This window comes from Actinomycetota bacterium (assembly GCA_014360655.1).
Classification (GTDB): domain Bacteria; phylum Actinomycetota; class Geothermincolia; order Geothermincolales; family RBG-13-55-18; genus JACIXC01.
This window is the reverse complement of record JACIXC010000020.1, coordinates 1-25,462: the sequence shown is the minus strand read 5'-3', so window position 1 is coordinate 25,462 and position 25,462 is coordinate 1. Positions and strand designations below refer to the sequence as shown.

27 protein-coding genes and 1 tRNA gene are annotated in these 25,462 nt (G+C 63.5%); 14 read left to right on the top strand and 14 right to left on the bottom strand.

Annotated elements, in window-relative coordinates; genetic code table 11:
- The first annotated feature begins 196 nt into the window (after positions 1-196).
- The gene (locus tag H5T73_11725; GenBank protein ID MBC7248427.1) at positions 197-2,062 is read left to right on the top strand and encodes a GAF domain-containing protein; all 1,866 of its coding nucleotides are present in this window, start codon (positions 197-199) and stop codon (positions 2,060-2,062) included.
- Positions 2,046-2,423 (top strand): response regulator, encoded by a 378-nt coding sequence (locus H5T73_11720; GenBank protein ID MBC7248426.1) that lies wholly within the window; start codon positions 2,046-2,048, stop codon positions 2,421-2,423. Before H5T73_11725 ends, H5T73_11720 begins: the two co-directional genes overlap by 17 nt.
- A 159-nt stretch (positions 2,424-2,582) precedes the next feature.
- On the opposite strand, the gene H5T73_11715 is transcribed toward H5T73_11720, so the two are convergent.
- On the bottom strand, positions 2,583-3,419 hold the full coding sequence (locus tag H5T73_11715) for a histidinol-phosphatase HisJ family protein (GenBank protein ID MBC7248425.1): 837 nt from the start codon (positions 3,417-3,419) through the stop codon (positions 2,583-2,585).
- Positions 3,420-3,775: 356 nt separating this feature from the next.
- Between H5T73_11715 and H5T73_11710 the strand changes: the two genes are divergently transcribed.
- Together H5T73_11710 and H5T73_11705 are read left to right on the top strand one after the other, a co-directional pair.
- The gene (locus tag H5T73_11710) at positions 3,776-3,928 is read left to right on the top strand and encodes a hypothetical protein (GenBank protein MBC7248424.1); all 153 of its coding nucleotides are present in this window, start codon (positions 3,776-3,778) and stop codon (positions 3,926-3,928) included.
- Between the two features lie 59 nt (positions 3,929-3,987).
- On the top strand, positions 3,988-4,143 hold the full coding sequence (locus H5T73_11705) for a hypothetical protein (GenBank protein ID MBC7248423.1): 156 nt from the start codon (positions 3,988-3,990) through the stop codon (positions 4,141-4,143).
- A 311-nt stretch (positions 4,144-4,454) separates the two neighbouring features.
- On the opposite strand, the gene H5T73_11700 is transcribed toward H5T73_11705, so the two are convergent.
- Together H5T73_11700 and H5T73_11695 are read right to left on the bottom strand one after the other, a co-directional pair.
- The gene (locus tag H5T73_11700) at positions 4,455-5,387 is read right to left on the bottom strand and encodes a PH domain-containing protein (protein ID MBC7248422.1); all 933 of its coding nucleotides are present in this window, start codon (positions 5,385-5,387) and stop codon (positions 4,455-4,457) included.
- Positions 5,388-5,439: 52 nt separating this feature from the next.
- Entirely contained in the window at positions 5,440-6,339 is a 900-nt protein-coding gene (locus H5T73_11695) for a sugar kinase (protein ID MBC7248421.1), read from the bottom strand.
- A gap of 347 nt (positions 6,340-6,686) precedes the next feature.
- On the opposite strand from H5T73_11695, the gene H5T73_11690 reads away from it, so the two are divergent.
- The 8 genes from H5T73_11690 (at position 6,687) to H5T73_11655 (ending at position 14,576) form a co-directional block, all read left to right on the top strand.
- Positions 6,687-6,980, top strand: a complete 294-nt coding sequence (locus H5T73_11690; GenBank protein MBC7248420.1) for an FmdB family transcriptional regulator — start codon at positions 6,687-6,689, stop codon at positions 6,978-6,980.
- Positions 6,981-7,016: 36 nt separating this feature from the next.
- The gene (locus H5T73_11685) at positions 7,017-7,847 is read left to right on the top strand and encodes an S-methyl-5'-thioadenosine phosphorylase (protein ID MBC7248419.1); all 831 of its coding nucleotides are present in this window, start codon (positions 7,017-7,019) and stop codon (positions 7,845-7,847) included.
- 13 nt (positions 7,848-7,860) lie between these two features.
- On the top strand, positions 7,861-8,997 hold the full coding sequence (locus H5T73_11680; protein MBC7248418.1) for a site-2 protease family protein: 1,137 nt from the start codon (positions 7,861-7,863) through the stop codon (positions 8,995-8,997).
- A gap of 271 nt (positions 8,998-9,268) precedes the next feature.
- A complete protein-coding gene (locus H5T73_11675; protein ID MBC7248417.1) occupies positions 9,269-10,099 on the top strand; it encodes a HesA/MoeB/ThiF family protein in 831 nt (276 codons plus the stop codon).
- Between the two features lie 194 nt (positions 10,100-10,293).
- The gene (cpaB, locus tag H5T73_11670; GenBank protein ID MBC7248416.1) at positions 10,294-10,992 is read left to right on the top strand and encodes a Flp pilus assembly protein CpaB; all 699 of its coding nucleotides are present in this window, start codon (positions 10,294-10,296) and stop codon (positions 10,990-10,992) included.
- A 99-nt stretch (positions 10,993-11,091) separates the two neighbouring features.
- A complete protein-coding gene (locus H5T73_11665) occupies positions 11,092-12,561 on the top strand; it encodes a diguanylate cyclase (protein MBC7248415.1) in 1,470 nt (489 codons plus the stop codon).
- A gap of 674 nt (positions 12,562-13,235) precedes the next feature.
- Positions 13,236-14,138: a 4-hydroxy-tetrahydrodipicolinate synthase gene (locus H5T73_11660; GenBank protein MBC7248414.1), complete on the top strand. Its 903-nt coding sequence runs from the start codon at positions 13,236-13,238 to the stop codon at positions 14,136-14,138.
- 171 nt (positions 14,139-14,309) lie between these two features.
- Positions 14,310-14,576, top strand: coding sequence for a hypothetical protein (locus tag H5T73_11655; GenBank protein ID MBC7248413.1), 267 nt, complete (start codon positions 14,310-14,312; stop codon positions 14,574-14,576).
- 101 nt (positions 14,577-14,677) lie between these two features.
- On the opposite strand, the gene H5T73_11650 is transcribed toward H5T73_11655, so the two are convergent.
- Positions 14,678-14,926 carry a MoaD family protein gene (locus tag H5T73_11650; GenBank protein MBC7248412.1) on the bottom strand — a complete coding sequence of 83 codons (249 nt, stop codon included), beginning with the start codon at positions 14,924-14,926 and terminating at the stop codon, positions 14,678-14,680.
- Between the two features lie 48 nt (positions 14,927-14,974).
- Complete coding sequence (locus H5T73_11645; protein MBC7248411.1) at positions 14,975-17,041, bottom strand: aldehyde ferredoxin oxidoreductase family protein; 2,067 nt, start codon at positions 17,039-17,041, stop codon at positions 14,975-14,977.
- Positions 17,042-17,895: 854 nt separating this feature from the next.
- Here H5T73_11645 and H5T73_11640 point away from each other — a divergent pair.
- Positions 17,896-18,264, top strand: a complete 369-nt coding sequence (locus H5T73_11640) for a response regulator (GenBank protein ID MBC7248410.1) — start codon at positions 17,896-17,898, stop codon at positions 18,262-18,264.
- A 135-nt stretch (positions 18,265-18,399) separates the two neighbouring features.
- Here the strand turns inward: H5T73_11640 and H5T73_11635 are convergent, their stop codons facing one another.
- The 4 genes from H5T73_11635 to H5T73_11620 all read right to left on the bottom strand — a co-directional run bounded on the left by H5T73_11635 (position 18,400) and on the right by H5T73_11620 (position 20,308).
- The gene (locus H5T73_11635) at positions 18,400-19,128 is read right to left on the bottom strand and encodes a hypothetical protein (GenBank protein MBC7248409.1); all 729 of its coding nucleotides are present in this window, start codon (positions 19,126-19,128) and stop codon (positions 18,400-18,402) included.
- Positions 19,129-19,349: 221 nt separating this feature from the next.
- Positions 19,350-19,442: transfer RNA gene (locus H5T73_11630), tRNA-Ser, on the bottom strand.
- A 215-nt stretch (positions 19,443-19,657) separates the two neighbouring features.
- The gene (locus H5T73_11625; GenBank protein ID MBC7248408.1) at positions 19,658-19,885 is read right to left on the bottom strand and encodes a tautomerase family protein; all 228 of its coding nucleotides are present in this window, start codon (positions 19,883-19,885) and stop codon (positions 19,658-19,660) included.
- Between the two features lie 57 nt (positions 19,886-19,942).
- Positions 19,943-20,308 (bottom strand): hypothetical protein, encoded by a 366-nt coding sequence (locus H5T73_11620; protein MBC7248407.1) that lies wholly within the window; start codon positions 20,306-20,308, stop codon positions 19,943-19,945.
- Between the two features lie 451 nt (positions 20,309-20,759).
- Between H5T73_11620 and H5T73_11615 the strand changes: the two genes are divergently transcribed.
- A complete protein-coding gene (locus tag H5T73_11615; protein ID MBC7248406.1) occupies positions 20,760-21,125 on the top strand; it encodes a VOC family protein in 366 nt (121 codons plus the stop codon).
- A 48-nt stretch (positions 21,126-21,173) separates the two neighbouring features.
- On the opposite strand, the gene H5T73_11610 is transcribed toward H5T73_11615, so the two are convergent.
- The 5 genes from H5T73_11610 to H5T73_11590 form a co-directional block, all read right to left on the bottom strand.
- A complete protein-coding gene (locus H5T73_11610) occupies positions 21,174-21,380 on the bottom strand; it encodes a hypothetical protein (GenBank protein ID MBC7248405.1) in 207 nt (68 codons plus the stop codon).
- Positions 21,381-21,396: 16 nt separating this feature from the next.
- Entirely contained in the window at positions 21,397-21,798 is a 402-nt protein-coding gene (locus H5T73_11605) for a TetR/AcrR family transcriptional regulator (protein ID MBC7248404.1), read from the bottom strand.
- Positions 21,799-22,082: 284 nt separating this feature from the next.
- Positions 22,083-23,354: an exo-alpha-sialidase gene (locus tag H5T73_11600; protein ID MBC7248403.1), complete on the bottom strand. Its 1,272-nt coding sequence runs from the start codon at positions 23,352-23,354 to the stop codon at positions 22,083-22,085.
- Positions 23,355-23,632: 278 nt separating this feature from the next.
- A complete protein-coding gene (locus H5T73_11595) occupies positions 23,633-24,880 on the bottom strand; it encodes an exo-alpha-sialidase (GenBank protein MBC7248402.1) in 1,248 nt (415 codons plus the stop codon).
- 440 nt (positions 24,881-25,320) lie between these two features.
- Positions 25,321-25,462 (bottom strand): transposase (locus H5T73_11590; protein ID MBC7248401.1); only part of this gene is annotated, 142 nt, incomplete at its 5' end.

The window sequence follows — 25,462 nt, the reverse complement described above, 5'->3', positions numbered from 1 at the left end:
ACGACAGGGCTTTCCTGTATGCGCATCCCGGGCGCTCCTTCACGGGCACGCCGGCAATCCCCCATCACGCGAGGCGGAAGACCATCTCCCCGCGGGGTCGCAGCAACCTCGTCGAGAGGAAAAACCATTCACGACAAACCCCAAAGTATGGATGCACTTCTGCCGATAAAGAGGGGTGGAAATCGAAGGGGTAGTCATGAGGGCGGTAAAGGAGGGCTCCGAGGGGAGCCGGAAGGAAACACGCAAACCCCAGGGATACCTCATGGTCCTCCTGGTGGCGGTGATCGCGGTCCTCGCCGCGGGCATCATGGCGGTGACCGTGGTGCTCGGTTCCCCCATCCGTTTCTTCGTGGGCGGGTTCCTCGGGCTCTGCCTCCTGGGCCTTGTTCTCTACCTGGCCCTGGAGTGGTGGCGCTTCCGCGAGCAGAACAAGGAATACATAGACGAGATAACCGACCTCAACCTGCGTTTCGGCATCCTCGCCGACGCGGTAAGCGCCGTCAGCTCCACCCTGGAGCTGGAGGAGCTGGTGGCGAACATCCTGGGAGTCATGCTCACGCTGACCAATTCGAGCATCGGGGTGGTGCTGGTCCCGGACGAGGACCGCAAGAACCTCCAGGTACTTTCCCACCGCGGCTTCCAGGAAAAGGCGGTGCGCGGCCTGAAGATCCCCGTCGGTCACGGCACGGTGGGAAGGGCGTTTCTCAGCGGGCAGGTGGTGATACGCAGCGAGCTCCCCGTCGACCCCAGGGCCGCGGAAACCTACGCGGAGGGAAGGAGCCCGCGCTCCCAGATCATCATCCCCCTGAAGGCCAAGGGACAGGTGGTCGGGCTGGCGGTCACCGCCACCTACGAGGAGCACGAATACAAGCCCGAGGAGGTCTCCCTGCTCTCCAGCCTCTGCCACGAGCTCGCCGTGGCCATGATCAACGTGGACCTCTACAAGAAAAGCCAGAAGACCCTGGAGTGGCTGTCCGACACCCGCGAATACACCGAGCATTTCATCCAGGAGATGCTCGCCGGCGTGCTGGTCATCGACGCCGAGGGAGACGTCATCTACTTCAACCGCGAGGCATCGGAGATCATGGGGATAGACGCGAAGGAGGTCATCGGCGTGAACTACCGCGACCTGGAGGAGGAAAGGGAAAAATTCCGCTCCCTCTCCTTCTTCCAGCCCGTGCTCCGACTCTGCCTGGAGGAGGACCGCGTCTTCCGGCGCCACGAGATGGTGGTGGAGGGCCCCGGCGGGAAGCGCATGACGGTGAGCTTCAACGCCTTCCCCCTGCACAGCGCGAAGGGGGGCAGCCTGGGGGCCGCCATAGTCTTCATGGACGTGAGCGCGGTGAAGGAGATGGAGTCGCGCCTGAGGCAGCAGGACCACCTCTCCATCCTGGGGCAGATGGCGGCCAAGATAGCCCACGAGGTCAAGAACCCGCTCTTCGCCATCATCGGCCTCGCCGACGAGCTCATGGAGGAAGAAGAGGATCCCGACCGCAGGGAGCTGCTGGCCACCATCCGGAGTGAGGCCGCCCTCAGCAACCAGTGGATATCCGGCATGCTGACCTTCAGCCGCTCGCCCTTCCCCGCGGGAGAGGAACCCTCCGTCTCCCTGGGCGAGGAGCTCCCCTCCCTCATCTCCGATTTCCTGAGGGGAAACGGCAAGGAGGAGGTGAGGGTGGTGCGCGACGTGCAGGAGGGCCTGCCGCCGGTGATGCTCTCCCGCGACAACCTGAGACACGTGGTGGTCAACCTGCTGGAGAACGCGCTGCAGGCCATGCCCGGGGGCGGCCTGGTGACCGTGAGGGCGCACGACGCGGGCGACGGCTTCGTCGAGATGCGCGTGGAGGATACCGGCACGGGCATCGCCCCCGAGATCCTTCCCTCCATCTTCGAGCCGTTCTTCACCACCAAGGAGGGGGGCACCGGTCTGGGCCTCTCAATCGTGCAGAAGATCCTGCTGGACAGCGGCGGAGACATAGAGGTAATCTCGCAGCAGGATACGGGAACGACCTTCATCCTCAGGCTTCCGACAAGAGGTGCCGGCATTGGAAAAGCCCAGTAAGGCCAAGCTGCTCATCGTGGACGACAACGAGGGGGTGCGCCACCTCGTATCGCGCTGGCTGGAGCGAGCGGGCTTCGCGGTGGAGGAAGCCAGGGACGGCGCCGAGGCCGTGGCCATGGTGAGGAGGAACCCGCCCGACGTCATCCTCGCCGACATCCGCATGCCCAAGATGGACGGCATCGAGCTGGCGCGCGTCGTGAAGAGCGAGTACCCGCACGTCAAGATCATCCTCATGACGGCGTATTCCTCGCCGCAGACCATAGCCCAGGCACGCCGAGAGGGCGTGGACGACTACCTGGAGAAGCCCTTCACCAAGGACCAGGTGGAAAAGATCGCCACGGACGTGATAGCCGGGGATTGAGCCCGGGGCCCGGGCGCGTGAGCCGCGATGCGGGAGCCGCAAAGGATGCGCCGCCCCGCCGTGCGCCGCGCCTCCACCCGCGTGATGCCGACGACACCGGCCTCCTCGCGGAGGTTCATATCCGTCCGACGCGCGTCGCCGCGCGGTATCCGCCCTCCACTATGTCCCGCTACCCGCAGCGGGGAGCGGCAGGAGAGACCTCTCGCGTTTCCGGAAGCGGACGATATCCCGGTAGCCGGCGCGGCGCAGGAGGGCCAACGCACTCTCGAAGCGCCACCCCACCTCCCCGGGAGCGTGGGCGTCCGAGCCCAGGGTGACCGGTATCTCCCTTTCCCTGCACAGGCGCAGGAAATCCTCCCCGGGGTAGACCTCCCCCACGGGCTTGCGCAGGCCCGCCGTGCTCACCTCCACCACCAGGCCGCTCTCCGCCACCCGGTCCAGGCATTCCTCGTAGAGGCGGCGCACGTCGCCCCCCGGCCGCCACCCGAATTTCTTGATGAGGTCGGGGTGGGCCAGGACGTCGAACAGGCCGCATTCCGCGGCGTCTCCCAGAACCTGGAAATACCGCTCCCAGAGGGCGTGGATGTCCCTCCCGCGGTATCCGTCCACGTATCGGGGGTCGTCGAAACCCCAGCCGTCAAGGTAGTGCACGGAACCGAGCACGTAGTCGAAGGGATAGGGCCGCAGCAGTTCCGCCAGGCGGTCGACGTAACCGTCCACGTAATCCACCTCGATGCCCATCCTCACGGTCAACCCCGTGGTGCGCTCCGCCAATTCGCCGATCTCCCGCACGTACTCCGGCAGCTCCTCCAGGGCCATGCTCAGGGATGGGTCGCGCAGGTGCAGGAGGGGGAAGTGGTCGGAGAAGCCTATCTCCGCAAGGCCGAGCTCCAACGCACGCGAGACGTAATCCTCAGGCCCGCCCTCGGCGTGGCCGCAGCGGGCGGTGTGCAGGTGGTAATCCACCAAGCCTACGAGCGTTTTCCCCGTCTTCATAGACAAGAGCATAGCAGATGCCGTCCCCGGGGTATGCGAAAGGGGACAGCGGAGGCGCCCGCTTTCCGTGCGGGAGCTTTCCGTTCCGGGGCCAGGCCGGGACCGGGGCTGCCTGCGTGCGGCAACGCGGGAAACGCGGCTGTCCGCCGTGATAAGGGGCCCCGCGCCGCGCGAACGCCGTCGACCCTTACCTCCGAGTATGCCGCGCCGTCCCGGCTATGCCGCGCCGTTCCGACGATGCCGCGCCGTTCCGGGAAGCTGTATCGTTTCGGCGGGCGCTTTCCGGGTTGAAAAGGGTTGGGAGACCACCCTATCATCCTGCCAAAACCACTAAACAAGGAGGAAAGGGGTGATAAATGTTCAACCTGACAAACGTGGTACTGCGTCTGGTCTCCGAAGCGAAGGGCATCGAAGAGATCGAGGAGAAGATCGCAAGGCTCGTGTTTGAGCCGGGGCGGTGGATGCTCGAGACGGTCTTCGCGTTCGGCTTGGTGGCCTCCGCCGGTTGATGGTATACTTCTTCATTGTACGGCTATAAAGGCAAACCCCCGGAAAGGAGGATGAGGCCATGGGCAAGGCTCGCAAGCTATCCAAGGCGGAGAAGCGCCTGGGAAAGATGGAGAAGGAGAAGAACAAGCTTCAGAAGAAGCTGGGAAAGATCGAGAAAGCCGAGGCCAAGCTGCAGAAGAAGGCGGACAAGCTCAGCAAGAAACTAGAAGGATGAGCCGTTTCCGCCGTCCCCGGCAAAGGCCGGCCGTGCCCGGCCTTTCTTTTCCGCATCTTTTTCCCGCCTCCCCTTTCCGCATCCTTCGCGCCGCGGCGGCGAAGCGCGCATCCCTGCCCGGACGTCACGCCCCGCACGGGCGCCCGGCATGGTACAGGCGAGGCTGGGCATCCCCGTGCCCGTCGTCAAGATCGCCGGGTCCCACGCGCATGTACGGCCGGCACGGGTCCCCGCCATGGTAGGCCCCGTCGGCTTCGACACGGGAGCACGGTCCCTTGCCGTGCGTGGTTCATGCCCCCGCAAGCGGGCTTTCAGTCTCCCCCCAGCCTGTCCAGGAGTTCCTGCTTCGCCCTCTGGAACTCCTCCTCGCTGAGGGCGCCGCTGCGTCGCAGCTCGTCCAGCTTGCTTATGCCCTCCACCAGCTCAAGTTCTTCGGCCGCGGTGCGCCCTCCCGCCGCGCGTCCCCCCTCCTGCGCCACCCGGGGTATGCCGGTCCCCGCCGGGGCTGAATAGGGCGTTCCCGTCCCGTAAGGACGGCCGCCTGCCCTCTCCTCGAGGAAGATCCTCCTCTGCTCCAGGATCTGCGCCCGCACCTTCCTGGGATCGCCGATGTTGGTGAACGGCTGCTGCCCGAACTCTCCCGCCGACTCGATGACCAGGTCGCCGTAGTTGAAGACCCTCTCCCACACGTTCTGGCTGCCGGAGATGTCGTTGACCTGGTCCAGGGGGATGACCTTGAAGCTCTTGTTCAGTATCCCCGAGCTGAGTATAAGCTTGCGGTCGGTGAGGATGAAATGGGTGAAGAACCAGCGCAGGACGGGGTATGCGAGCCATCCCACGATGACCACCACGAAGGCTATCCAGGCCACCGTTTCCCAGATGTCCGCGAATCCCCGGCTGTTGCGGAACCACATCAACGCGCCCCAGCCCGCGGCGGCCAGAACCCCGCCCAGGGCGGGCAGGAAGACCTTCTTTTCCTGCAGCTTGCGCTGTTTCAGGAGCGGCCACAGGGTGTAATAGACCAGGGCGACCAGGGCCAGCAGGCTCACCAAGGCTATGTAACCCCAGTTGGTCTCGTCCGGCGTCGCCGACGGCCCGGGCTTGAACCTGGTCAGCAGCAGGACCAGCGCGACTACGGCGACCGCCCCTATGAGGAAGTTCCTCCAGATCTCCCACAGGGAATGCCTCTTGTCGAAGATGACCTTCTCCCCCGTTTCCAGCATCTCCGAAGCCGCATCGCTCATCTCTCCTCCTTTCCGCGCCCTCCCGTGACCGCGTACCGTCCCCTTTCGAACGTCAGAAACAGGTGATCTCCATGAACTCGTCGTAACGCGCCCGTATCTCCTCCTCGCTCAGGCTGCGCAGGCGCTCGCAGGAAAAGGACTCCACCGCGAAGGAGGCGACCACGCTCCCGTAGACGACGGCCCGTCGCACCGCCTCCTCGGAAATGTCCCGCTCGCGCGAGAGCGCCCCCAGGAACCCCCCGCCGAAGGAATCACCCGCGCCCGTGGGGTCGAAGACCGTCTCCAGCGGGTAGGCGGGAAGGGAAAAATAGGAGTTCTCTCCCAGCATGATCACCCCGTGCTCCCCCTTCTTGATGATCACCCGCCGCGGCCCCATGGACTGCAGTTTGCGACCGGCGGCGATGAGATTGGGTTCCCCGGCCAGCTGCCGCGCCTCGGAATCGTTGAGCAGCAGGCAATCCACCCTCGTGATCAGCTCCTCCAGCTCCCTGCGCCTGTTCTCTATCCAGAAGTTCATGGTGTCGCAGACGGTAAGCCGCGGGGAGGGCACCTGCTCGAGCACCTTCAACTGCAGGACGGGGTCGATGTTGGCCAGGAAGACGAACTGCGAGTCGCGGTATTCCCCGGGTATCTCCGGGTCGAAATCCTCGAAGACGTTGAGCTGGGTGTCCAGGGTATGAGCCTGGTTGAGGTCGTAATCGTAGAAGCCCCGCCAGCGGAAGGTCCGCCCCGGCACCATCCGCAACCCGCCCACGTCCACGCCGCGCGAGGCCAGGAAATCCAGGTGTTCCGCGGGGAAGTCCTCCCCCACCACGGCCACCACCCTCACGGGGCTGAAAAAGGAGGCCGCCACGCTGAAATAGGTGGCCGACCCTCCCAGCACCTCCTCCACCTCCCCGAAGGGGGTGCGCACCGAATCAAGGGCCACCGAACCCACGACCAGTATGCTCATGTCCACCTCCGTATCCGTCACTCCCCCGGTCAATGATGCCATCACGGCGGTCCCGGCGCCACCACGCCCTGCGCGGGGGCGCCAACCCGCGGCCCTCTCCGCTCTCGCGAACCCGCCCTCCGCGCATCCCTCGCTCCTCCCGCCGGCACCTTTCCCGCCGATACGTGTCCCGCCGACACCTCTCAATGATAACCCAAAGGCGCGGGGTGCGGCGCGGCAGGCGGCGCGGAGGACGGCAGGACATGAGAAGCCGCAACCCGCCTTGCGAAAGGAGGTGTTAGAGTTGAACGGATGGCGGATAATGGGTATATTTTCAACTGCGAACACGTTGCCAGAGGTGAGCCGATATGCCGACATACGACTACAAGTGCATCGAGTGCGACGACGTCTTCGAGGTTACGCACGGGATGAACGATACGGTGGAAAGCTGCCCCCGCTGCGGCGGCAGGGTGAGGCGCCTCTTCCGTCCCGTGGGCATCATCTTCAAGGGCTCCGGCTTCTACAAGACGGACTCCCGCGCCGCCTCGGACAACGGCGGCAAGTCCCGCCCGGAGAAGGCGGAAAAGGATTCCGGGGAAGCGGGCGGGAAGGGAAGCGGAGAAAAGGAGGAAATACCTTCCAGTGGCGGCACCGGCGCCTGAGTGCGGCCGCCACGCCGAAACGCGAAGGAGCGTGACATGAGACTGCCCCAGGCGAAGATCGGCGTGTTCGGGGGATCCGGCTTCTATTCCCTGCTGCAGGGGGCGAAGAGCTACGCCGTCCACACCCCCTACGGGGCGCCCAGCGACCGCTTCACGGTGGGGGAACTGGCCGGCGTCCCGGTGGTCTTCCTCCCCCGGCACGGCCGCTTCCACCAGTATCCACCGCACCGCATCAATTACCGCGCCAACGTCTTCGGGATGCGGGAATTCGGGGTGGAGCGCATCATCTCCCCCGGCGCCTGCGGTTCCCTGCAGCGGGAGATCCCGCCGGGCACCTTCGTCCTCTGCGACCAGTTCATCGACCGCACCGCGCGCTCGGAATGCACCTTCTACGACGGCCCCGCCGCCGTGCACATAAGCTGCGCGGAACCCTACTGCCCCGAGATGAGGGGGATATGCCACGACGTGGCCACGCGCATGGGCATCCCCTGCCGCAACGGCGGCACGGCGGTCATCATCCAGGGGCCCCGCTTCAGCACGCGGGCGGAGAGCAAGTGGTACCACGCCCAGGGATGGGACGTCATCAACATGACGCAGTACCCGGAAGTGGTCCTCGTACGAGAGCTGGGCATGTGCTACCTCAACATCTCGCTGGTCACGGACTGGGACGTCTGGATAGCCGACGAGGAGGGCGTGAAATCGGTGACCGCGGAGGAGGTCGGGCGCGTCTTCCGGGAGAACAACGAGAAGCTGCTTCTGCTCCTGGAGAAGCTGGTGCCCGCCGTCGCCGGGGAGCGTTCCTGCGAGTGCTCCTCCATGCTCGACGAGGCCACCATCAGCCCCCTCGAGATCCAGGAAGAAGCGTAAAGAGAACGGGACCGTGATCCCCAGGAAAGGCCTGCGCGTCGGAGCTTTCCGGGGTATCGACGTCTTCATCCACTGGAGCTGGTTCATCGTCTTCGCGCTGCTCCTCTGGGTGGTCCTGCAGTTCTTCCAGGTCAACGTCTCCTCGGGCCCCGCCATCTACGTGCCCGTGGCCCTGCTGACCACCCTTCTCTTCTTCGCCTCCGTCCTCCTGCACGAGCTCTCGCACTCCCTGGTAGCCACCCGCAACGGCGTCCCCATCAACCGCATCACGCTCTTCGTCTTCGGGGGGGTGGCCCAGATGGGAAAGGACGTCACCTCCCCTGGCGTTGAGTTCAAGATGGCGGTGGCCGGCCCCCTCTGCTCCTACCTCCTCTGCCTCCTCTTCGGCGCCTTTTCCTACCTCGCCCACCAGCTGGGCGCGGAGACCGTCTCCTTCGGGCTGATGCTCCTCGCCACGGTGAACTTCGGCCTGGGGACCTTCAACCTCGTCCCCGGCTTCCCCCTGGACGGCGGCAGGATACTCCGCTCCCTCCTCTGGCATCACTGGCACGATATGGAAAGAAGCACGCGCGCAGCCAGCCGCCTGGGCGAGGTCTTCGGGGCGCTCATGGTTACGGCCGGCATCTCCATGCTCCTGGCCGACCTCCTGCGCAACCGCGGCGACTATATACTCGCCGGGGTATGGTTCATACTCATAGGCACCTTCCTCGTGCAGGCGGCGGAGAACAGCTTCCGCCAGCTTCGCCTGCGGCTTGCGCTCGCGGACGCGACCGCCTATGACCTCCTGCGGCCCGGCGTTCCGGCCGTCGACCTTTCCGCCACCCTGGAGGAGGTGTACCGCGTTCACCTGGAAAGAACGCCCGGCGCCGTGATACCCGTGCTGCGCCAGGGAAAGCTCGCGGGCACGGTGAGCATGGCGGATCTGAAAAAGGCGGCAAAGTCCGCCTGGGAGGAGACCCCCGTTGCCGCGGTGGCCCGCCCCCTGCGGCCGGAAGATACCTGTTCGTCGCGGCACCCGCTTTTTGAGGTCATGGCCCTCATGGAGAGGAGCGGTAGGGATTTTCTCTGGGTCACGGAGGAGGGGCGGCTGCTGGGCGTGCTCTTGCGGGAGGACGTAAGGCGCCATGCCCGCGAGAGGCTGCGCGCCTGAGAAAGGAGGCCGGGGTGGCCTCGCTTCCGTGGCGGAGATCCCCGGAATATTTGCTGGCCCTGCCTCCTGGTGTCCCGCGAGGCGAAGCACGGGGTGACCCTCGTGACGACCGGGCCGCGCGCCTTACCCCCTACGTGCCCCCCTCTGTCGTTCCCCCGTCCCGCCGCAGGGCGTCGGGCGACGCGGGGCGGAAAGGACGCCTCGAGGGGGCATGGGGACGGCGCCCGGCAAAAACCTTGTATATAAGTTAGACATGTTATATAATTTGGGTATGGAGCGGGAGCTGCGCGATGCGTTGACGGCCGCGGCCGTGCGGGAGGAGGGTTCGCTGGTTCTGCCATTGCAGCGGGCCAGGGAACTGGCCGCTCGTTTCCGCCTATCCGGCCTGCAGGTGGCTGTACGCGCCCTCGAGCTCGGGATCGTCCCGGCGCGCTACCAGCGCAACATCGGGACCCTGGGCATGGAGGGCCAGCTGCGCCTCCTCCGCTCCTGCGTGGGGGTCTGCGGGCTGGGCGGGCTCGGGGGTTGCGTGACCGAGTTTCTCGCCCGTTACGGCGTGGGCCGCCTCATCCTCGCCGACCCCGACGTTTTCGAGGAGAACAACCTCAACCGCCAGCTGCTGTGCCGGGAGTGCGACATCGGCCGCCCCAAGGCATTGCGCGCCCGGGAAAGGGTGGCGGAGATCGACCCCGACCTCGAGGTCTCCGCTCACCGGTGCTTCGTCACCGCCGACAATTTCGACGAGGTCTTCGGGGAAGCCCAGGTGGTGGTGGATGCCCTGGACACCGTCTCCTCGCGACTGGCCCTGGAGGAAGGGTGCGCGCGGCTGGGCATCCCCATGGTGCACGGCGCCATCGCGGGCAACGCCGGCCAGGTCATGACCATCTACCCGGGCGACCCCGGCCTGCGCTCGCTTTACGCGCCGGGGGAGGACCGGGGCATAGAGCTGGTGGAGGGGAATCCCCCCACCACCCCGGCCCTCGTCGCCGCGCTGCAGGCACAGGAGGTGGCGAAGGTGCTGTGCGGGGGAGAGGCCATCCGCAGCGGCTTCCTCTTCCTTGACACCTCCTGCAACCTTTTCCAGTTCATCCCGCTGCGCTAGGCGGTCCCGCCGTGTCGGGCAGCGGGGCGGCACCGCGCAGGCGGGAAAAGCGGCCATGCTGCCGCGCACATGACGGTCATGCTCCCGCGCGCAAGGTGACTCCCCGCGAAAAGGCCGCGCAGAACGGGGGAAACGCGGGCGCCGGGCCGGCAAAGACGGGCATGGCAATAACCTAGAAAGGAGTGGTAGCGCACATGCTCAGGTTCCGTTCCTCACGCCTCTACCTGGCGGCCTCCCTCGCCGCCGCCGTCCTCGCCGCCTTCGGCGTCTTCGCCTACCTGCGCAGCCTGCAGTCGCGCGTCGCCGCGAGCGGGAACCTGGTGAAGCTGGTGGTCGCCGCACGGGACCTGCGCGCGGGCGAGACGCTCGACGCCTCCTCCCTCGACCTGGTTCCTTTTCCCGACAGGTACCTCCTCCCAGGCACCTTCACGGATGCCGCGGAGGTAAGCGGCCGGGTGCTGCGCTATCCCGTGCGGCAGGGAGAACCCCTGCTGGAAGGCGCCGTTTCATCACGGGACGGGGAGTGGGCGACGGGTGGGCTCGACGCCGGGCTGCGCGCCTTTCCACTGCCGTGCGAGGCGGTGGCCTTCCCGCCCTCCCGGCTGGCCCCGGGTAGCCGTGTGGACATCATCTGCACGAGCGGCGGTTTCTCGCGCCTGGCCATGGAGAACGTGGGCGTCCTGGAGGTATGCGATCCCGCCTCCTCCCCGCACCACGACGCTTCCGGGGAGGAAGCGCTTTCAGGCGACTTAACGGGATGGACGTCGAACGGCTGCGTTCTCCTCGAGGTCACCCCCGACGAGGCCTGCGAGCTCGCGGCCGCCCTGGAGAACGGGAGGGTGGAGCTCGTCCTGCGCCCCGCGCGGGAAGGGCCGGAACCCTACCGCCCATGAGCGCGCGGGAAGCGCCGGAACCTCCCGGCCGCCCGGGTTAACCCCGGAAGCGCGCAAGCCGATAAATCATAAGCGATAAGGAACGGGGAGAAGAGCGCCATGGCCGAAAAGAAGCACGTGTTGTTGGCCGACGACAACAAGCTGGTGGTCAAGGTGACCGGCTCCATACTCGAACAGGCCGGTTACAGGGTCGACGTGGCCTGGGACGGCATAGAGGCGGCGTTGAAGGCCTTCTCCCTCCTCCCCGACCTCCTCATCCTGGACATCGAGATGCCCAAGATAAAGGGCTACCAGGTGTGCCGCCTCCTCAAGGAGGATCCCATGACCTCCTGGATGCCCATCATCATGCTCACGGGACGTGAACACCAGAGCGACATGTTCTGGGGCCTGAAGACGGGAGCCGACGCTTACATCACCAAGGGATTCAAGCCCGAGCACCTCCTGGAAAAGGTGGATGAGCTGCTCGCCGACACCTCGCAGTACCGTGAGAGCAAGGAACTCTCCCGCAAGCGGAGAAAGGACGTCAGCGAGGATTACATCATCAACAAGATCACCGACCTCCTGGACCGCAAGCTCTACGAGACCACCATCCTCAACGATATCGCATCCCTTGCCGGCTCGCTGCAGGACTTCAACGAAACGGTGTGTTCGATCTTCGAGATCCTGGACAAGTTATTCAACTACCAGCTGGGCTTGCTGCTCCTCTTCGAGGAGATGGAGATGCACCTGTACGTCAACCAGCCCACCGCGACGGAGGCCCTGGAGGGCGCCGTGCAAGAGTCCCTGGACATCGCCACCGGCTACGCGTGGCGGGTGAGGGACCCCCGGACGATAGGCCGCGTCATCCTGGGAGAGGGCAACCTGGTGACCTCCCCCGACGGCGACATGCCGGAGCCGGTATACATCCACATCCCCCTGATCGCCCACCGCGCGCCCATCGGGCTCCTGCTGCTGGCCGGCCCTCCCACCCCAGCCTTCCGCCGCGACGCCCAGGCCATCCTCAACCTGGTGAGCAACCAGCTGGTGATGATCGTGGACAACGCCCGCCTCTACGAGGACGCCAAGCGCATGGCCATCACCGACGGACTGACCAAGATATATAACCACCGCTTCTTCCAGGAGCTCTTTGAAAAGGAGTTCAAGCGCTCCATGCGCTACGGCACCGTCTTCTCCCTCATCATGCTGGACATCGACTTCTTCAAGAAGATAAACGACACCTACGGGCACCTCTACGGCGACGAGGTCCTCAAGGAAACGGCCTCCATCATCAAGGGCTGCCTGCGCACCATGGACATCCTGGCCCGCTACGGCGGCGAGGAGTTCGCCATCCTCCTTCCCGAGACGGAGCTGGAAAACGCGCTCAAGACCGCCGAGCGCATCCGCGCGGCGGTGGAGGGACACGATTTCGCCGGGCCGGAGGGGGAGCCGGTACAGGTCACCGTTAGCCAGGGAGTGACCGCTTATCCCTGCGCGGGGGTCGAGGACCGCTCGGATATCGTGGCCAAGGCCGATGCCGCGCTCTACGAGGCGAAGGAAGCGGGGCGCAACTGCGTGCGTTTCCGTTCATGAGACGGTCACGCCGCCACTTGAACATGCTTGTTTCGACTGGACTTGTTTCGATAAAGCGCGTGCGTTTCCGTTCATGAGACGGTCGCGCCGCCACGGAAGCGGGGCGCGCCGGAAAGTAGAAACCCAAGATACCTTTGGGACCGTCGAGGCCGGGGCCAAGACGTTTTCTACTCGGCATCCTGGGTTCCTACCTACGTTCCGGACACACAAGCGGAAACCCGCTTAAATCCTTAGTTTTCCCCAAGCTCAGCCGGAACGAATCCATCATATCATCACCTCTCCCGCTGTCAATAGGGTAGGGGGTAATTTTTAGCGCCGATCTTCAATTTCCATATATAACCATATATGACTTTATGTCAGTAACATCGCCTCTTCATGCTGAAACGCATCCATTCCTGCAACCGTGACACGATCGCCCGAAAAACTTGCGCTCCGCGCGCGCCTTCCGCCCGGGAACCGTCTTCTTCTCTTCGGCCGGGGACGCCTCCTTCCCTGCGCGCGGGATGCCGTGTCGTTTCGGCAGGCGCATCCTCCGTCCTCCTTCCTTGCGCGCGGACGCCTCATCTATCCTCCTTCTTTGCGCGCGTGCCGTCTGCTATCATTACACTTAAACCGTTCCTGCTGGTGTCCGGTCATAACGGTGGAGAAAAGGAGGCAGCGTGGTGGACTGGAACGTGAAAGGGTGCCTGATCCCCCTGGTCACTCCCTTCGACGAGAGGGGCCGCGTTGACGAGCCCGCCCTGCGCCGCCTGGTGAACTACCTCATCGAGGAACAGGCCGCGGACGCCCTCATACCATGCGGCACCACCGGGGAATCCCCCACCCTGAGCCACGAGGAACACCTTAAGGTGATAGAGATAGTGCAGGAGGAGACCGCGGGAAGGGTGCCGGTCATCGCCGGCACCGGAAGCAACAGCACGCGGGAGGCTGTCGAGATGACGCAGGCGGCGGAGAGGCTGGGGGTCAACGGCAGCCTCCAGGTCAGCCCCTACTACAACCGTCCCAGCCAGGAGGGCATCTACCAGCACTTCAAGGCCGTGGCGGAAAGCACCTCGCTTCCCCTCATCCTCTATAACATCCCTTTCCGCACCGGGCGCAACATCGACGTGGAAACGGTGCTGCGCCTGGCGGAGCTCGAGAACGTCGTCGGCATAAAGGAGGCTTCGGGGGATATCCTCCAGGTGAGCTCCATCATCGAAAACACGCGCGGGAACGGCGGCGACTTCCACGTCTATTGCGGCGAGGACGCGGTGACCTTCCTGGTGCTCTGCCTTGGAGGCGCGGGTTGCGTCGCCGCAGTGGGGCACGTACTGGGAGCGGAGTTCAGCCGCATGTGCCGCCTGGTCTGGGAGGGTAACCTGGAGGAGGCCCGCGAGATACACTTCCGCGTGTTGCCCCTGGTAAGGGCCCTCTTCTGCGAGCCCAACCCGACGGCCATCAAGCAGGCCCTAAACTGGATGGGCGTGGGCGTCGGCGGGGTCCGCCTGCCGCTCTCGGGCATGAGCGAGAAGGGGAAGGAAACGCTGCGGCGCGCCATGGTTGAGCTGGGGAAAGCGCCGGCCGAGAACTGCGTGTGATCGCCCCGGTCCGAGCATAAGATCGATAGCCGTCAAGGTCCGCACGCGATACCCCGTGCATCCCCATCCGCGGTTGCGCCCCCTTCCCGCTTCTCCCATACTGGATGGGGGAGGCTTCCGCGCGGGCCTCCTGGTCGAGTCTCCGGGAAAAGTACATGGGAGGTGAACCGCATGTGCCGTGAAGGCATAGACCTGGTCACCCTGAAGGTGGCCCTCAGGCACAGCGCCGAGAGGCTGCAGAAGGAGGTGGACCACCTGCGCCAGTGGACGGCCCTGGCCTCCAACGCCAACCTGGCGGGAGTTTCCGCCCGCGCGGCCGAGGCCTGCGAGAACATCGCTTCCGGCGGCGAGCTGCTGGACGCGTGCGTGCGCGAGCTGGCCTCCATGCAGGTGGGCGGCCCCCCGGGAGGGGGCGGGGTGACGATCACCCCCATGTGAGAGGCCCGCGGGTTTTCGACAGCACGCAATGGTGCGCAGCGTACCCGCGTCCCCAGTGCGTCGCCGTCACCGTGGGGGAAGGCCGTGAAGTGCTTCGGGGGTCATCCTCCAGCCACGGGCGGGAAAAGCGAGACCTCGTCGTCCGGCTCCAGGCGCGTCCTCTTCCCCTTTAAATACCCGATGTGCCGCCCGTTGACCAGCACGGTGACGTTGCGCAGGTAGCGTGAAACGCCGTCCCCGTATCTCCTCTCCACTTCCTTGAGGACCTCCGCCACGTTGCGGGCCGAGCTCCGGTAGCCCGCCTCGCCGGCCGCCTTGCGCAGGGTGGCGAAGAACTTCACGGTGGGCATGCTGTCACTACCCTCCTCGCGAGCCCTTGCGGGCGACGGCAACCTCTTTCAGCCGTGCAAGACGTCCGCCACGTCCTTGAGGCCCAGCTCCTCCAGGCGCCGCCTGCTCGGCCTTCCCTGCCCGTCCAGGTCGCGCAGGCGGTAGAACTCCTCGAGCATCTCCTCGAAGGCCACCGTCTTGCGCCTGACCTCCTCGGGGTCGCCTCTTTCCAGTTTTTTCCTGCGCAGGGAAAAGAGGGGAAGCTTGTTCATGGTGGTGAGCAGCCTGTCCATGTTGGGGTACACGAATTTGTTCATGAAGCCCACGGTGGCGTTCTTCAACCCTTCCACGCGCAGCTTGCCCATGGGGCCGATGGACATGAACTGCGGGTAGACCGCCAGGTGCAGGCTGGAGGTCACGCCCTCGGGATGGGGCTCCAGGATGCGCCTGGGCAGCCGGTCGTCCTCGCGCGTGGCCCCGCAGAGGTTTCCCAGGGCCCGCTTGATGTACCAGATGCGGTCACCCACCTTCGCCAGCTCGTCCACCGTGTAGCGGAACCCCGTCACCGGGTTGAGCATCATGACCATCTCGGGCAGGGCGCCCCCCGTCGCGTTCCAGGCGTACTCGCATATGACGGCGGAATTGGCGATGACCCCCTTCTTCTGCGAGGCCACGGTCTGCGCCGCCTTGCCCGCGGCGCGGTAAGGCCAGGTCCTCTTCACCCCGAGGTCGCCGTGGTTCGTGAGACCAAGGTCCACGTAGAGGTTCGAGTCCGCGCAGTGGCAGGCGCCGCGTATGGAGGTGGCGTAGGTGAGAGCCATGCCCCACAGGGCGCGTGGGTCGTGCATGGGGCACTCCAGCCCCTTGACGTGGATGGCGAACTCCTCGCCCCCGAACTTCTCGGACATGGCGCGCACTCCCTCGGCCAGCTCGTCCCCGATGCCCTCCCGGTAGGCCGTCTTTCGTATGAGCTCCAGGAGCACGTCCGGCTTGTTCCACCCCAGCTTCAGGCCCCCCGTGTCCTCCTCCTTGATGAGGCCGGCCTCAAAGGCCTCCGTGGCGTAGGCGATCGCGCTGCCGCAGGATATGACGTCCATCCCGTAACGGTTGCACAGCTCGTTGGCCTTGTGGTTGGCCTCCATGGAGTCCATCCTCTGCAGGGTGCCGAGGGCGGCGGCCGCCTCGTACTCCGAGCCCGGCCCCTCCGCGAGGGCGTAAGGGCCTTCCTTGACCTCCACGATACGCTTGCAGGAGATGGGGCAGGCGAAGCAGGAGTGCGTCCTCACCAGTATCTTCTCGGCCACCGCGGTGCCGCCCAGTTTCTCGGGCCCCTCCGCCCAGTAGGCCTCGCGCCAGTTCTTGACGGGCACGTCGCCTATGGCCATGCCGTACTCCATGTGCACGTTGGAGCCGAAGGCGCGGAAGGCCTCCGCCACCATGCTGAACTTGAGTATCTCGGACATCCTCTCCCGCGCGGCCCTGAAGCCCTCCTCGTCGGCGATGGGGGCCTTCTTGTTGCCCCGCGCTACCACCGCCTTGAGGCGCTTGTACCCCATGACCGCGCCCATGCCGCAGCGTCCAGCGGTGGAGCCCCGGTCGTTCATCACGTTGGCAAACTTTACCAGGTTCTCGCCGGCCGGGCCTATGCATATGACCTGCGCCCGCTTATCGCCGATCTCCTCCTTGAGCAGCTCCTCCGTCTCGTAGGTGTCCTTGCCCCAGAGGTGCGACGCGTCGCGTATCTCCGCCGTCTCGTCGCTCACGTAGAGGTAGACCGGCTTCTGTGAGGCGCCCGTCACGATGACGCCGTCGTAGCCGGTCCGCTTCAGCTGGGGGGAGAAATGGCCGCCCATGGAGGACTCCCCCCAGATGCCGGTGAGGGGAGAGCGGGCGCATATCTCCAGGCGGGACACCCCCGGCAGGCTGGTGCCCGAGAGGGGCCCGTTCATGATCATGAGCGGGTTCTCCGGCGAAAGCGGGTCCGCCTCCCAGCCGCGGTGATCGAAGAACCACTTGGCGGCCAGGCCGCTGCCGCCCAGGAAATCGCGGTAATGCTCCTCGGGTATCTCCTCCGTGCCGATGGTGCCCGAGGTCAGGTCCACCAACAGTACCTTGCCCCAGTTTCCGCCCATCATCAGACCTCTCCCTCCTTCCCTGTCCGGAAAACATCCCTGCCCGGAAAACATCACTTGCCGACGAAGCGGCTGCCCGGACCTCCGGGCTGACCGCGGTTGAGCGGGGAAATCCCTGTTTACGCGCCATGCTCGACCTCGAGAGCGACCAAGCACATTATATAACAGATGGGGTACGGGCGGAGACGGGAGATGCATGGAGGGCTGGCGGGGAAAGTGCAAGAGCTGCATCGTCCCGGCGGGCGCTCTACGGGTTGAAAGAGTTCGCAAGGCCGTATCATCATCAAGACAGACAAGCGACCCGGGGCAGGGTGACGTTCACCTCTCATCCTTAAGGCGATCGTGCAGGGTCGGCTCTACGAGGCGGGGGCAGCGGGAATGTAGACAAAAACGGGGTTGATTATTTTCCCCAAAAGGTATATATATAAAGCTACCTGAAAGTAGCATGACTTATTAACGGCGTTCAGGGCGGCTTTTCCCGCGCGAAGAGGAGAGGCCGCAAGCGAGGTGGAGATTTGCATATGGCGTCTTGATATCGACCTCATCCGTGCTCTGGTACCCCTACCGGAGCACCTCCCTCCCTGCTGACCCCGGTTTGCCGGAAACCGGGGTCCTCTATTTGCGGCGATTCCTATTCGCGGCGATTCCTTCTGGTGGAGCATCGCCATCCCCCCCGTTCCCGCCCTTCCTCTTGACCGCAAGGCGAGCAACAGGTCCTTGAAAACGCAGCCGGAGTCCATCCGGACGGGGGATGCCCCTTGCCCGCAAGGCGGGCAACCGGTTTAAAAGGGACCCCCATGGGAATATATAACAGCGTGATGGTAGCGGGGGGGTGAAGGATGGAAGCCTGCGCGCTGGTGGTCGACGACGACCGGCTCTTCCTGCGGCTGGTCGAATTAAACCTGGCAAAATTAGGCATCAAGGTACTGCTTGCGGACAGTGGCAGGGAAGCGGTCCGTATTGCCAGCTCCGCGAGGCCCGACATCATCCTCCTGGACATCATGATGCCGGTCATGGACGGCTACGAGGTCCTGCGGCAGTTGAAGGAGAACACGGATACCCGCGACATCCCCATCGTCATGCTCACGGCGAAGTCGGCCCGCGAGGACCAGGAGAGGTGCGCGGAGATGGGCATCACCGCCTACATCACCAAGCCGTTCAAGCTCGAGGAGCTGCGCGAAACGGTGCGGAGGATAATCTTTCCGCCGCAGGACAACGGGCGTTAAAGCACTGCGGTCCATCGGGCAACAGGGGGAGAGGGTCGGCAAACGTCCGCCATTGTCACCATGCCTGCGTGCGTGGGCGCCTCCGAGATCCCGGCGAGCTACCGGCGCTCCCTTTCCCCGGCTTTGTATGGGGCCTCACCCTGATGGCGTCAGGAACTTCTGGAAGAGGATCATCTGCGCGGGTTTGCCGGCTATCCCGCGCATCTTGAGGCGGCCGCTCCTGACGGCGTCCACGACCTTCCGCCCCTCCGGTGACTGCAGCCACCTGATCGCCTGCAAGCCTTTCCCCGCCTGGGCGAGGCTCAGCAACAGGGCCAGCTCGCAACCTATATAGACATCGCTTCCCGCGGCGACACCGTCGCTGACCGTCACGTCGCTGCCCCGGAAGCTCATGGTGGCCGCGAGCTCCGGGTGGTCGATGTCCTGGACGGCCACGGAGAGCCGGAGCCTGTCGGCCAGAGCCTTCTTCTGGGGGTCCCTCAGCAGGTCTTCCAGCAGCTTCCCCATCATGGCGGCAAGCGGACCCGGCTGTTCGTCCCCCATGGTGACCGTGCCCCTGCCCGGTCCCGGCTCCTCCAGGTAAGCCCTCGCCATGAGGGCTCCCCCTCCCGCCAGGGCGCCCAGGAAGAACAGCTTGCGTCCCCAGCGCCTCTTTTCGCGTCTCCTCTCCCGCATCCTCTCCCTTTTCACGGCCGGCTTCTTCCCCTGTCTCACGGCCGGCTTCAGGGCCCCTTTCCCCGGCGGCCTTCTCCTTCGCCTTCCGGATCGTCCAGCTTCCTGCCGCCCGTCCCCCTTCGCGGCACGGACGCGCTTCCCTTTCCCTCCGTACCTGGCGATTATCTTCTTCAGCCGCCTCCTGCTCAACGCAACCTCCTTCCCTTGCGATGGAGCCGCGGCCGGGGCCCCGCTTCGGCGCCTCCGTGCTTCCGCGCCGGCTCTCCGGCCTGCGTGAACGCCCGGCGCGCCCGGCTGCTTTCCTGCCCCGCGACCTTTTCTCCCCCGCGACTCGCAGGAACGGCGCTCCCGCCCCCCGCCTTACCGATAAGCAAACCGGGAGGACCTCTTGCGTACTCCCGGCTTATGGCTGGCGGAAGGGGTGGGATTTGAACCCACGGTGCGGTTTTACCCACACAATCGCTTAGCAGGCGATCACCTTAGGCCAGCTCGGTCACCCTTCCGCGTCATGCCCTCGTAGTCGCCTACCCGTGCGTCTATTATAAGGGATACCCCCGGAGGGAGGAATACGCCGCCCCGCGCGGGAAACCGGCGAAAGCAAAGGCAGGGCATACCTCCAAGGGCCACAAGCACGCGACCCTTCCTTTCCGGCTGAGGTCTCCCAACCAGAAGCGCCGCCGGCAGCCCGGGGAGCAGACCCCCCGCCGTGCCTGCCGCGTCAAGGTTCCTCGGTCTTCCCTCTTTCCCCTCCCCGGCGGGCGACGCGGTCGCAGATGAGCTCTCCTCCCACGCAGACGTTCTCGGGCAGGTTTTCCTTGATGACCACGACGTAAACCTCCCGCGGCAGCCCGTAGGCCCTCTCCAGGGCATCGGTGATCTCCCTGGTCAGCGCGCGCTTGCGGTCCAGGTCCTTGAGGGGTGGACCCTCCACCGTGACCGTGGGCATCCTGCACCTCCTTTTCCGCCTCCGCCACGCGGATTCCGCGTATTCCCGCGTAAAACCTCAACAGGTGACGTGGATGAGGGCGGCCACCCTTCTTTCCCCCTTTTCCTGTTCCCGGTTGAACCGCTCCACCGCCCCCGGGGACACGACCGCGAAGAGCTCCACCCCTTCCCCGGCGGCCCAGGCTTCGGCTTCCGGGTCCAGCCGCGCGGCGCCAGCGGTGCCCAGCCCCACTATGAGCAGGTCGGGTTTCTCCGTCGCCGCGGCGATATCCCTGAGCTCCTCCACGGTGATGCGGTGGGAACCGAACTTGAGGAAACCGCCCTTGCGCCGCCTTACGTTTCCCCCGCCGTCGATGACCACGTCCTTTCCGTACTTCTTCCCGTCCACCTCGATGGACCCGAAACGGAAGGAATCTATGCGCATTCCCTCACCTCCCCGGTTTTCCCGGAGCCCCTCCGTAGCTCACTGGGCCGTGCCACTTTCTAACTTATCACCCGGGGTGCCCTGCTTCCACTTCCGGGCGCAGGCGCCCCCGAACGTGCTTCAAACTTTTCGTCGGGCAGGACATGGGGCTCTTCAAAGATGTACGGCACATTACCGTGAAACTGGCAGGATGGACATAGATCTTCTACTCGAGGAGCTCGTACAGAGATCGCAGGAGGTGAAAACGACCGGAGCATGAATCACATGAGGGAACTATGGCATATTATGGATTTACACACTTTTTGTTGCACTAACCTCGTATCGGCATTGTAAGATCCTTGATAACGGTTATTATTTTATCGGCCGGTGGCGACAAACCCGGTTTGAATCCTCCTGGGTTCTCTGGAGGGAGGGACGCGGCGATAAAGCTTAAACGAAGGGGTGATCATTGATGAGGATCAGGTATGCCACCATCATGGTCGCGGACATCGAGGAATCCATCAGGTTCTACACCGAGGTCATGGGTTTCGAGATCGAAAGTCGCCATGACCCCAAGCCGGGGCTGAGGATCGTGCTCCTGAGGGGAAAGGGAGACACCTTAATAGAGCTCATCAGGGATGAGAGCAACCCCCAAGAACCGGGCCTTTACTCGGTGGGCATGGAAGTGGAAAACATCGAGGCCACCGTGAACGAGCTCAAGGCCAAGGGGGCCACCATTACCATGGAGCCCACCCCCATAACCGTGGGGACCCTGGCCTTCGTGGGGGACCCGAATGGCGTCCGCATAGCGCTGATCCAACATCATGGACATGGGTAGACCACCACGAAGTGGCCAGATAGTGTTATTGGGTCAACCCCAACAGGTTCAACGTCCGCGGGGAGGGAGGTGGGCAAGTACGCCGGAAACCGCACGTACCAGGTATTCCTCGCATACCTTGCGAGAGACCTTCTTATCTTTCATCCAGTGATTGGCGCCTTCTTCCACCATACCCACTAACATCACCGCTATCATCTCCACCTCTTTGCCCGAGGTCTTACGCGTGTCGGTGAAGAAACGGATACGATTTTCCACAATGCGGGTTATCCTCTTACGGACATCCAAGATGCGCCTGGAGACCTCCTGGTCCAGGCACAGCCCCGCCAAAGTACAGGAGGTTATATCCTTTCCCATATCTCTCCACGAAATCCAGATAGGCACGGACATCGTGACGAATGGAATCCCTCCAGTTCAGGTCCTCGGACGGTGCCTCGGACATGGCCTGCACCAGGCTTTCCCCGGCTCGGTCCACGAGGGCGATGAGCATGCTGAGCTTGCTCGGAAAGTGCCGATAGAGGATGGGTCGGGTGACGTCGGCGCGGCTTGCGATCTCATTCACTCTGGCCCCCTCGTATCCGTGATCAGCGAAAACGCTCAGGGCCGCTTCCAGTATGATCTCTCTGCGTTCCGCTGCGGAAACCCTCTTGTCCTTGACCGTGGTCTTGTTGCTCATGATGCCATGTCCGCATTGCTTTCCGGAATCGATAAAAAAGGCTTTGATCAAGATATAAAATTATTAAACTCCGCAGGCATTATGAACTGCAACCCGGTGGATACTGCATCCCGGTTCATGATGCCTAGCCCGGTTTTCCCTCCGAGTGCCTTTAAGGCGGCGCGTTATTCTGTGTTCAAACAAGCATGTAAATTCCGGGCTTTCTCCAGGTAAGTGCATAGAGTCAAGGCGCGTCCCCCTCATGTCCAGGGATCGGGCCGACCCTTTAAGGTGAGCTTGGTTTGTCATCTGGTATAAAACCCCACGTAAAGCTCGGTGGGAAGCGTTCTGTAAAAGACCGCAGGACCTATGGGAAACCAGGGGTTAACCACCCTGGTGAAGGCCGCCCAGGGCGTTCCATCCGGCCCAAAAGTGACGTGCATGCCCTCACCCAGCGCGTCGCAGAACCTGGCCCAGGGCACGATGGGGCGAGAGGGATCGTTGACCGGGGCGCTCCAGAAGACCGGTTCCGGATCCAGGGCATTAAAGCATTCGCATATATAACCGCTATAAGGGCGGGCGTCCGGTGTGTAGGGCAGGTTGATGAACCCGAGGCGCCGGGGACTTCCCAGGTAAGATATGGCTATGTGGCCCTCCTCGAGGGCCACCACGTTCACCTGGTACTGGACATGCCTGACTCCCGGCGCGGCCACCATCATGCGTGGCGACCACGTATGACCTCCATCCCTGGATATGCTTAGGTAGGGGAGGCCATCCCGGTTGTCCTCCCAGACAGCGTAAAGGTTCCCTCCCTGGTCTACGGCCACCCTCTGTATGCCGTAGAAGGCCAGGGGACAGAAGGCCCCGGTGACCGGGCGTTGTTCCCAGGTGTCCCCCTCGTCCCGGCTGATGACCACGCGAAGCTTACCCTGTTCCCTCCAGCGATAGGGATAGGGAGAACCCCGCCATCCCGACTTCCATCCCAGGGTGTAGATCTCGTCCAGGTAGATGGTTCCATCCGGACCCACCATGCCGTAGCCAGGCTCGAACCCGTCGCAGGCGAACCGGGCGGTGGGCGTCCAAGTCTTTCCCCCGTCGAGAGATTTATAATATTTAGCCAAGGGTCCCAGGATCTTGGGATACATAGCCCGGAAGTAGACGACGTTGGGATATCCCTCCGTTTTGCTGTAAACGGCTGGGCCGGTGAGCATCTTGGGCCAATCCCATGTGTCCGGACCCACCGAGGCATGCTCCCAGGTTTCGCCCTCGTCGTCACTCCAGGAGATATAGCTGCCGCTTGTTCGGCGCGTCCAGTGTCGGCGTCGCACACCGAAGGAATTCACCGTCATCCATGTCACGTAGAATACCCGGTCGGTGACCCGGTCTACGTATACGAACCCGTGTTCCCCGTTCTCGTGGGTGTCACCGTGACTGTCGGGAGGTTTTATAATCTCCCAGGTACGGCCGTTGTCTAGGGAACGTGCCACCCCGCGGTTACGCAAAGCGGCGAATATCGTCCCCTTGCTGGTGATGGCCAGGGTGGGGGTGGTGGTCATGATCCCCGTACTCAAACCCAAAGCTTGGGGCTTAACCTTCGGTTGGGGATTCAGGGGTCGCGCTCCCGCATAATGGGCCACGCTGGAATGCGGGCCGTCCACTGTCGCCTCGAAAATGCTGCCTGGCGGAGGGACCTGGAACCTGGAAAAATAAGGTATGAACTTCTCTATCAACGTCCGCCTCCTTTAAATTGATCAGGCCTTGAATTCTTGCGTTTTGAATTCCCGAAAAAACGACTATTCAGGGACGCCAGGTTCTAATGCGTTAAGCGGGGATCCAAAAGCCGTGCATAGGAGATTCAAGACTTGAACCAACGCATCCTTCCGATCACCCCCTGCAGTTTTGAGTATGCGTGCTCCCCGCGTTTCCAACTCCGGTCCAGGATGAGGGGCGGCATCCTCTTGCAGAAAGATGCCCAGATGTCCCCATCCGGGGAGTAACGGATGTGCACGATCTCGTTAAGGTCGCCTCCGAACCACATCTCCAGGTAACCCACGTTGAACCCGTATCGGTAGAGGGGATCAGAAGGGTCGTTCACCGTGGCCGACCAGAAAATGGGCTCTTCCTTGAAGGCATCGCTCGATTCCGCGATGTAGCCGTGATAGTGGAGTCCGTTAGGGCTCCCATAGTAGGCTATTGCCACACGTCCCGGCTCCCGCACCGTCATAGCATGGTAACGGACATGTTTGACTTCTGGGGCCGAGACTACTACCGGGGCGCTCCAGGTATGACCTCCGTCACGGGAATACGCCATACGGAGGACGTCCTTGTCGTCCGGCCAGATGGCGTAAAGATTTCCCTCCCCGTCCAAGGCCAGTGGTTCGCTGAAAACGTAGTTCCCGTTGATGATCCCGATCTGGAGGATGTTGAAATAGCGAAGGAGCCGGGAACCGGGCACATCCTTCACCTCCCAGGTCTTCCCCTCGTCGCGGCTCACGGCCAGGCCCAGACGAGGACCGCGGCGGAAGCCCAGGTAAACCGTGCCGTCCTTCGCCACCACCCCGGAACCGAAGATGATCCATTCATGCCTTGGCAAGCCGTGGTCGTGGGGCACCAGGCTTATGCAGCCCGCATTTTCCCAGGTATTTCCCCCATCAAGCGAACGCCATACCTGCTGCAGTTTGGGGAAGAGAACAGGCCAGCATCGGGTGGAGATAGGGGTGGGAGCGGACATGTAGACAATGTTGGGGTAGTCACTGGTTTCGCTTCTCGCCGGGGGTCCAGCGTATACCTTGAGCCAGTCCAGGGCCTCGATTTCCAGCTTAACGTGATGCCAGGTATCTCCCTGGTCGTCGCTCCAGGTGAGATTGAAGCCCCTTTTCAGGCGAGGCGGAAACATTCTCAGGAGCGAGGAGTGAAAGAAGACGCGGTCGGTGGCCGGATCCAGGTAAAGGTAAGTCTGAACCCGGCTGTGGCATTCCGTGTTGCCGAAGCGGGGGATGATAAGATCCCATGTCTTACCCTTATCCCGTGAGCGGATCAGCCCGTTGCCCTTCGGGGTGAACACCGGGGCATAGAATATGGTTCCATCGCTGGCGATAGCCAAGGAAGGTTCTGCAGCCCCATAACCAGTCATTATGCAGTCAGCCACTGGAGGTTTGCCCTGTTCCGGCTCTATCCGGAGGGGTCGGCTCTCCTCTCTTCCAGCGGCGTAAGGAACTGCCTCGCGCCCTTGCATATAACACTTAGCCCTTCATCCGAATGACATGTGCGGCGTATTTTCTGAAGCCTCGGGTTACATGGCGCAATCCCGTGGCCTCTCCCGCTTCTTGACGCGGATCCTGCCGAAAACCTTCCATCCTCGATAATTCTTCTTGTGGCCCCTTTGAACTGAGTTGCTTTCTTCAGTCCAATATTTGTCTGAACTCACCGTCTTCCCGATGCTTATCCGGACTGTTTCCCTTTTCCGAAGTCCTCACTGTGTATCGCGTTCGGGATTAAATCTACATCAACCTGAAATACACGTCAACAACGTGTCCTGGTTCACTACATGGTGAACACATCATCCCTATCCTTGCTCTCCTCCATCCACGCCTTCAGGAACTCCATGGGGGTGAGATAACCCAGGCTCTGGTGTGGTCTCACGTAATTGTACACGTAATTCCATCTGCAAAGGATCTCGTTGAGC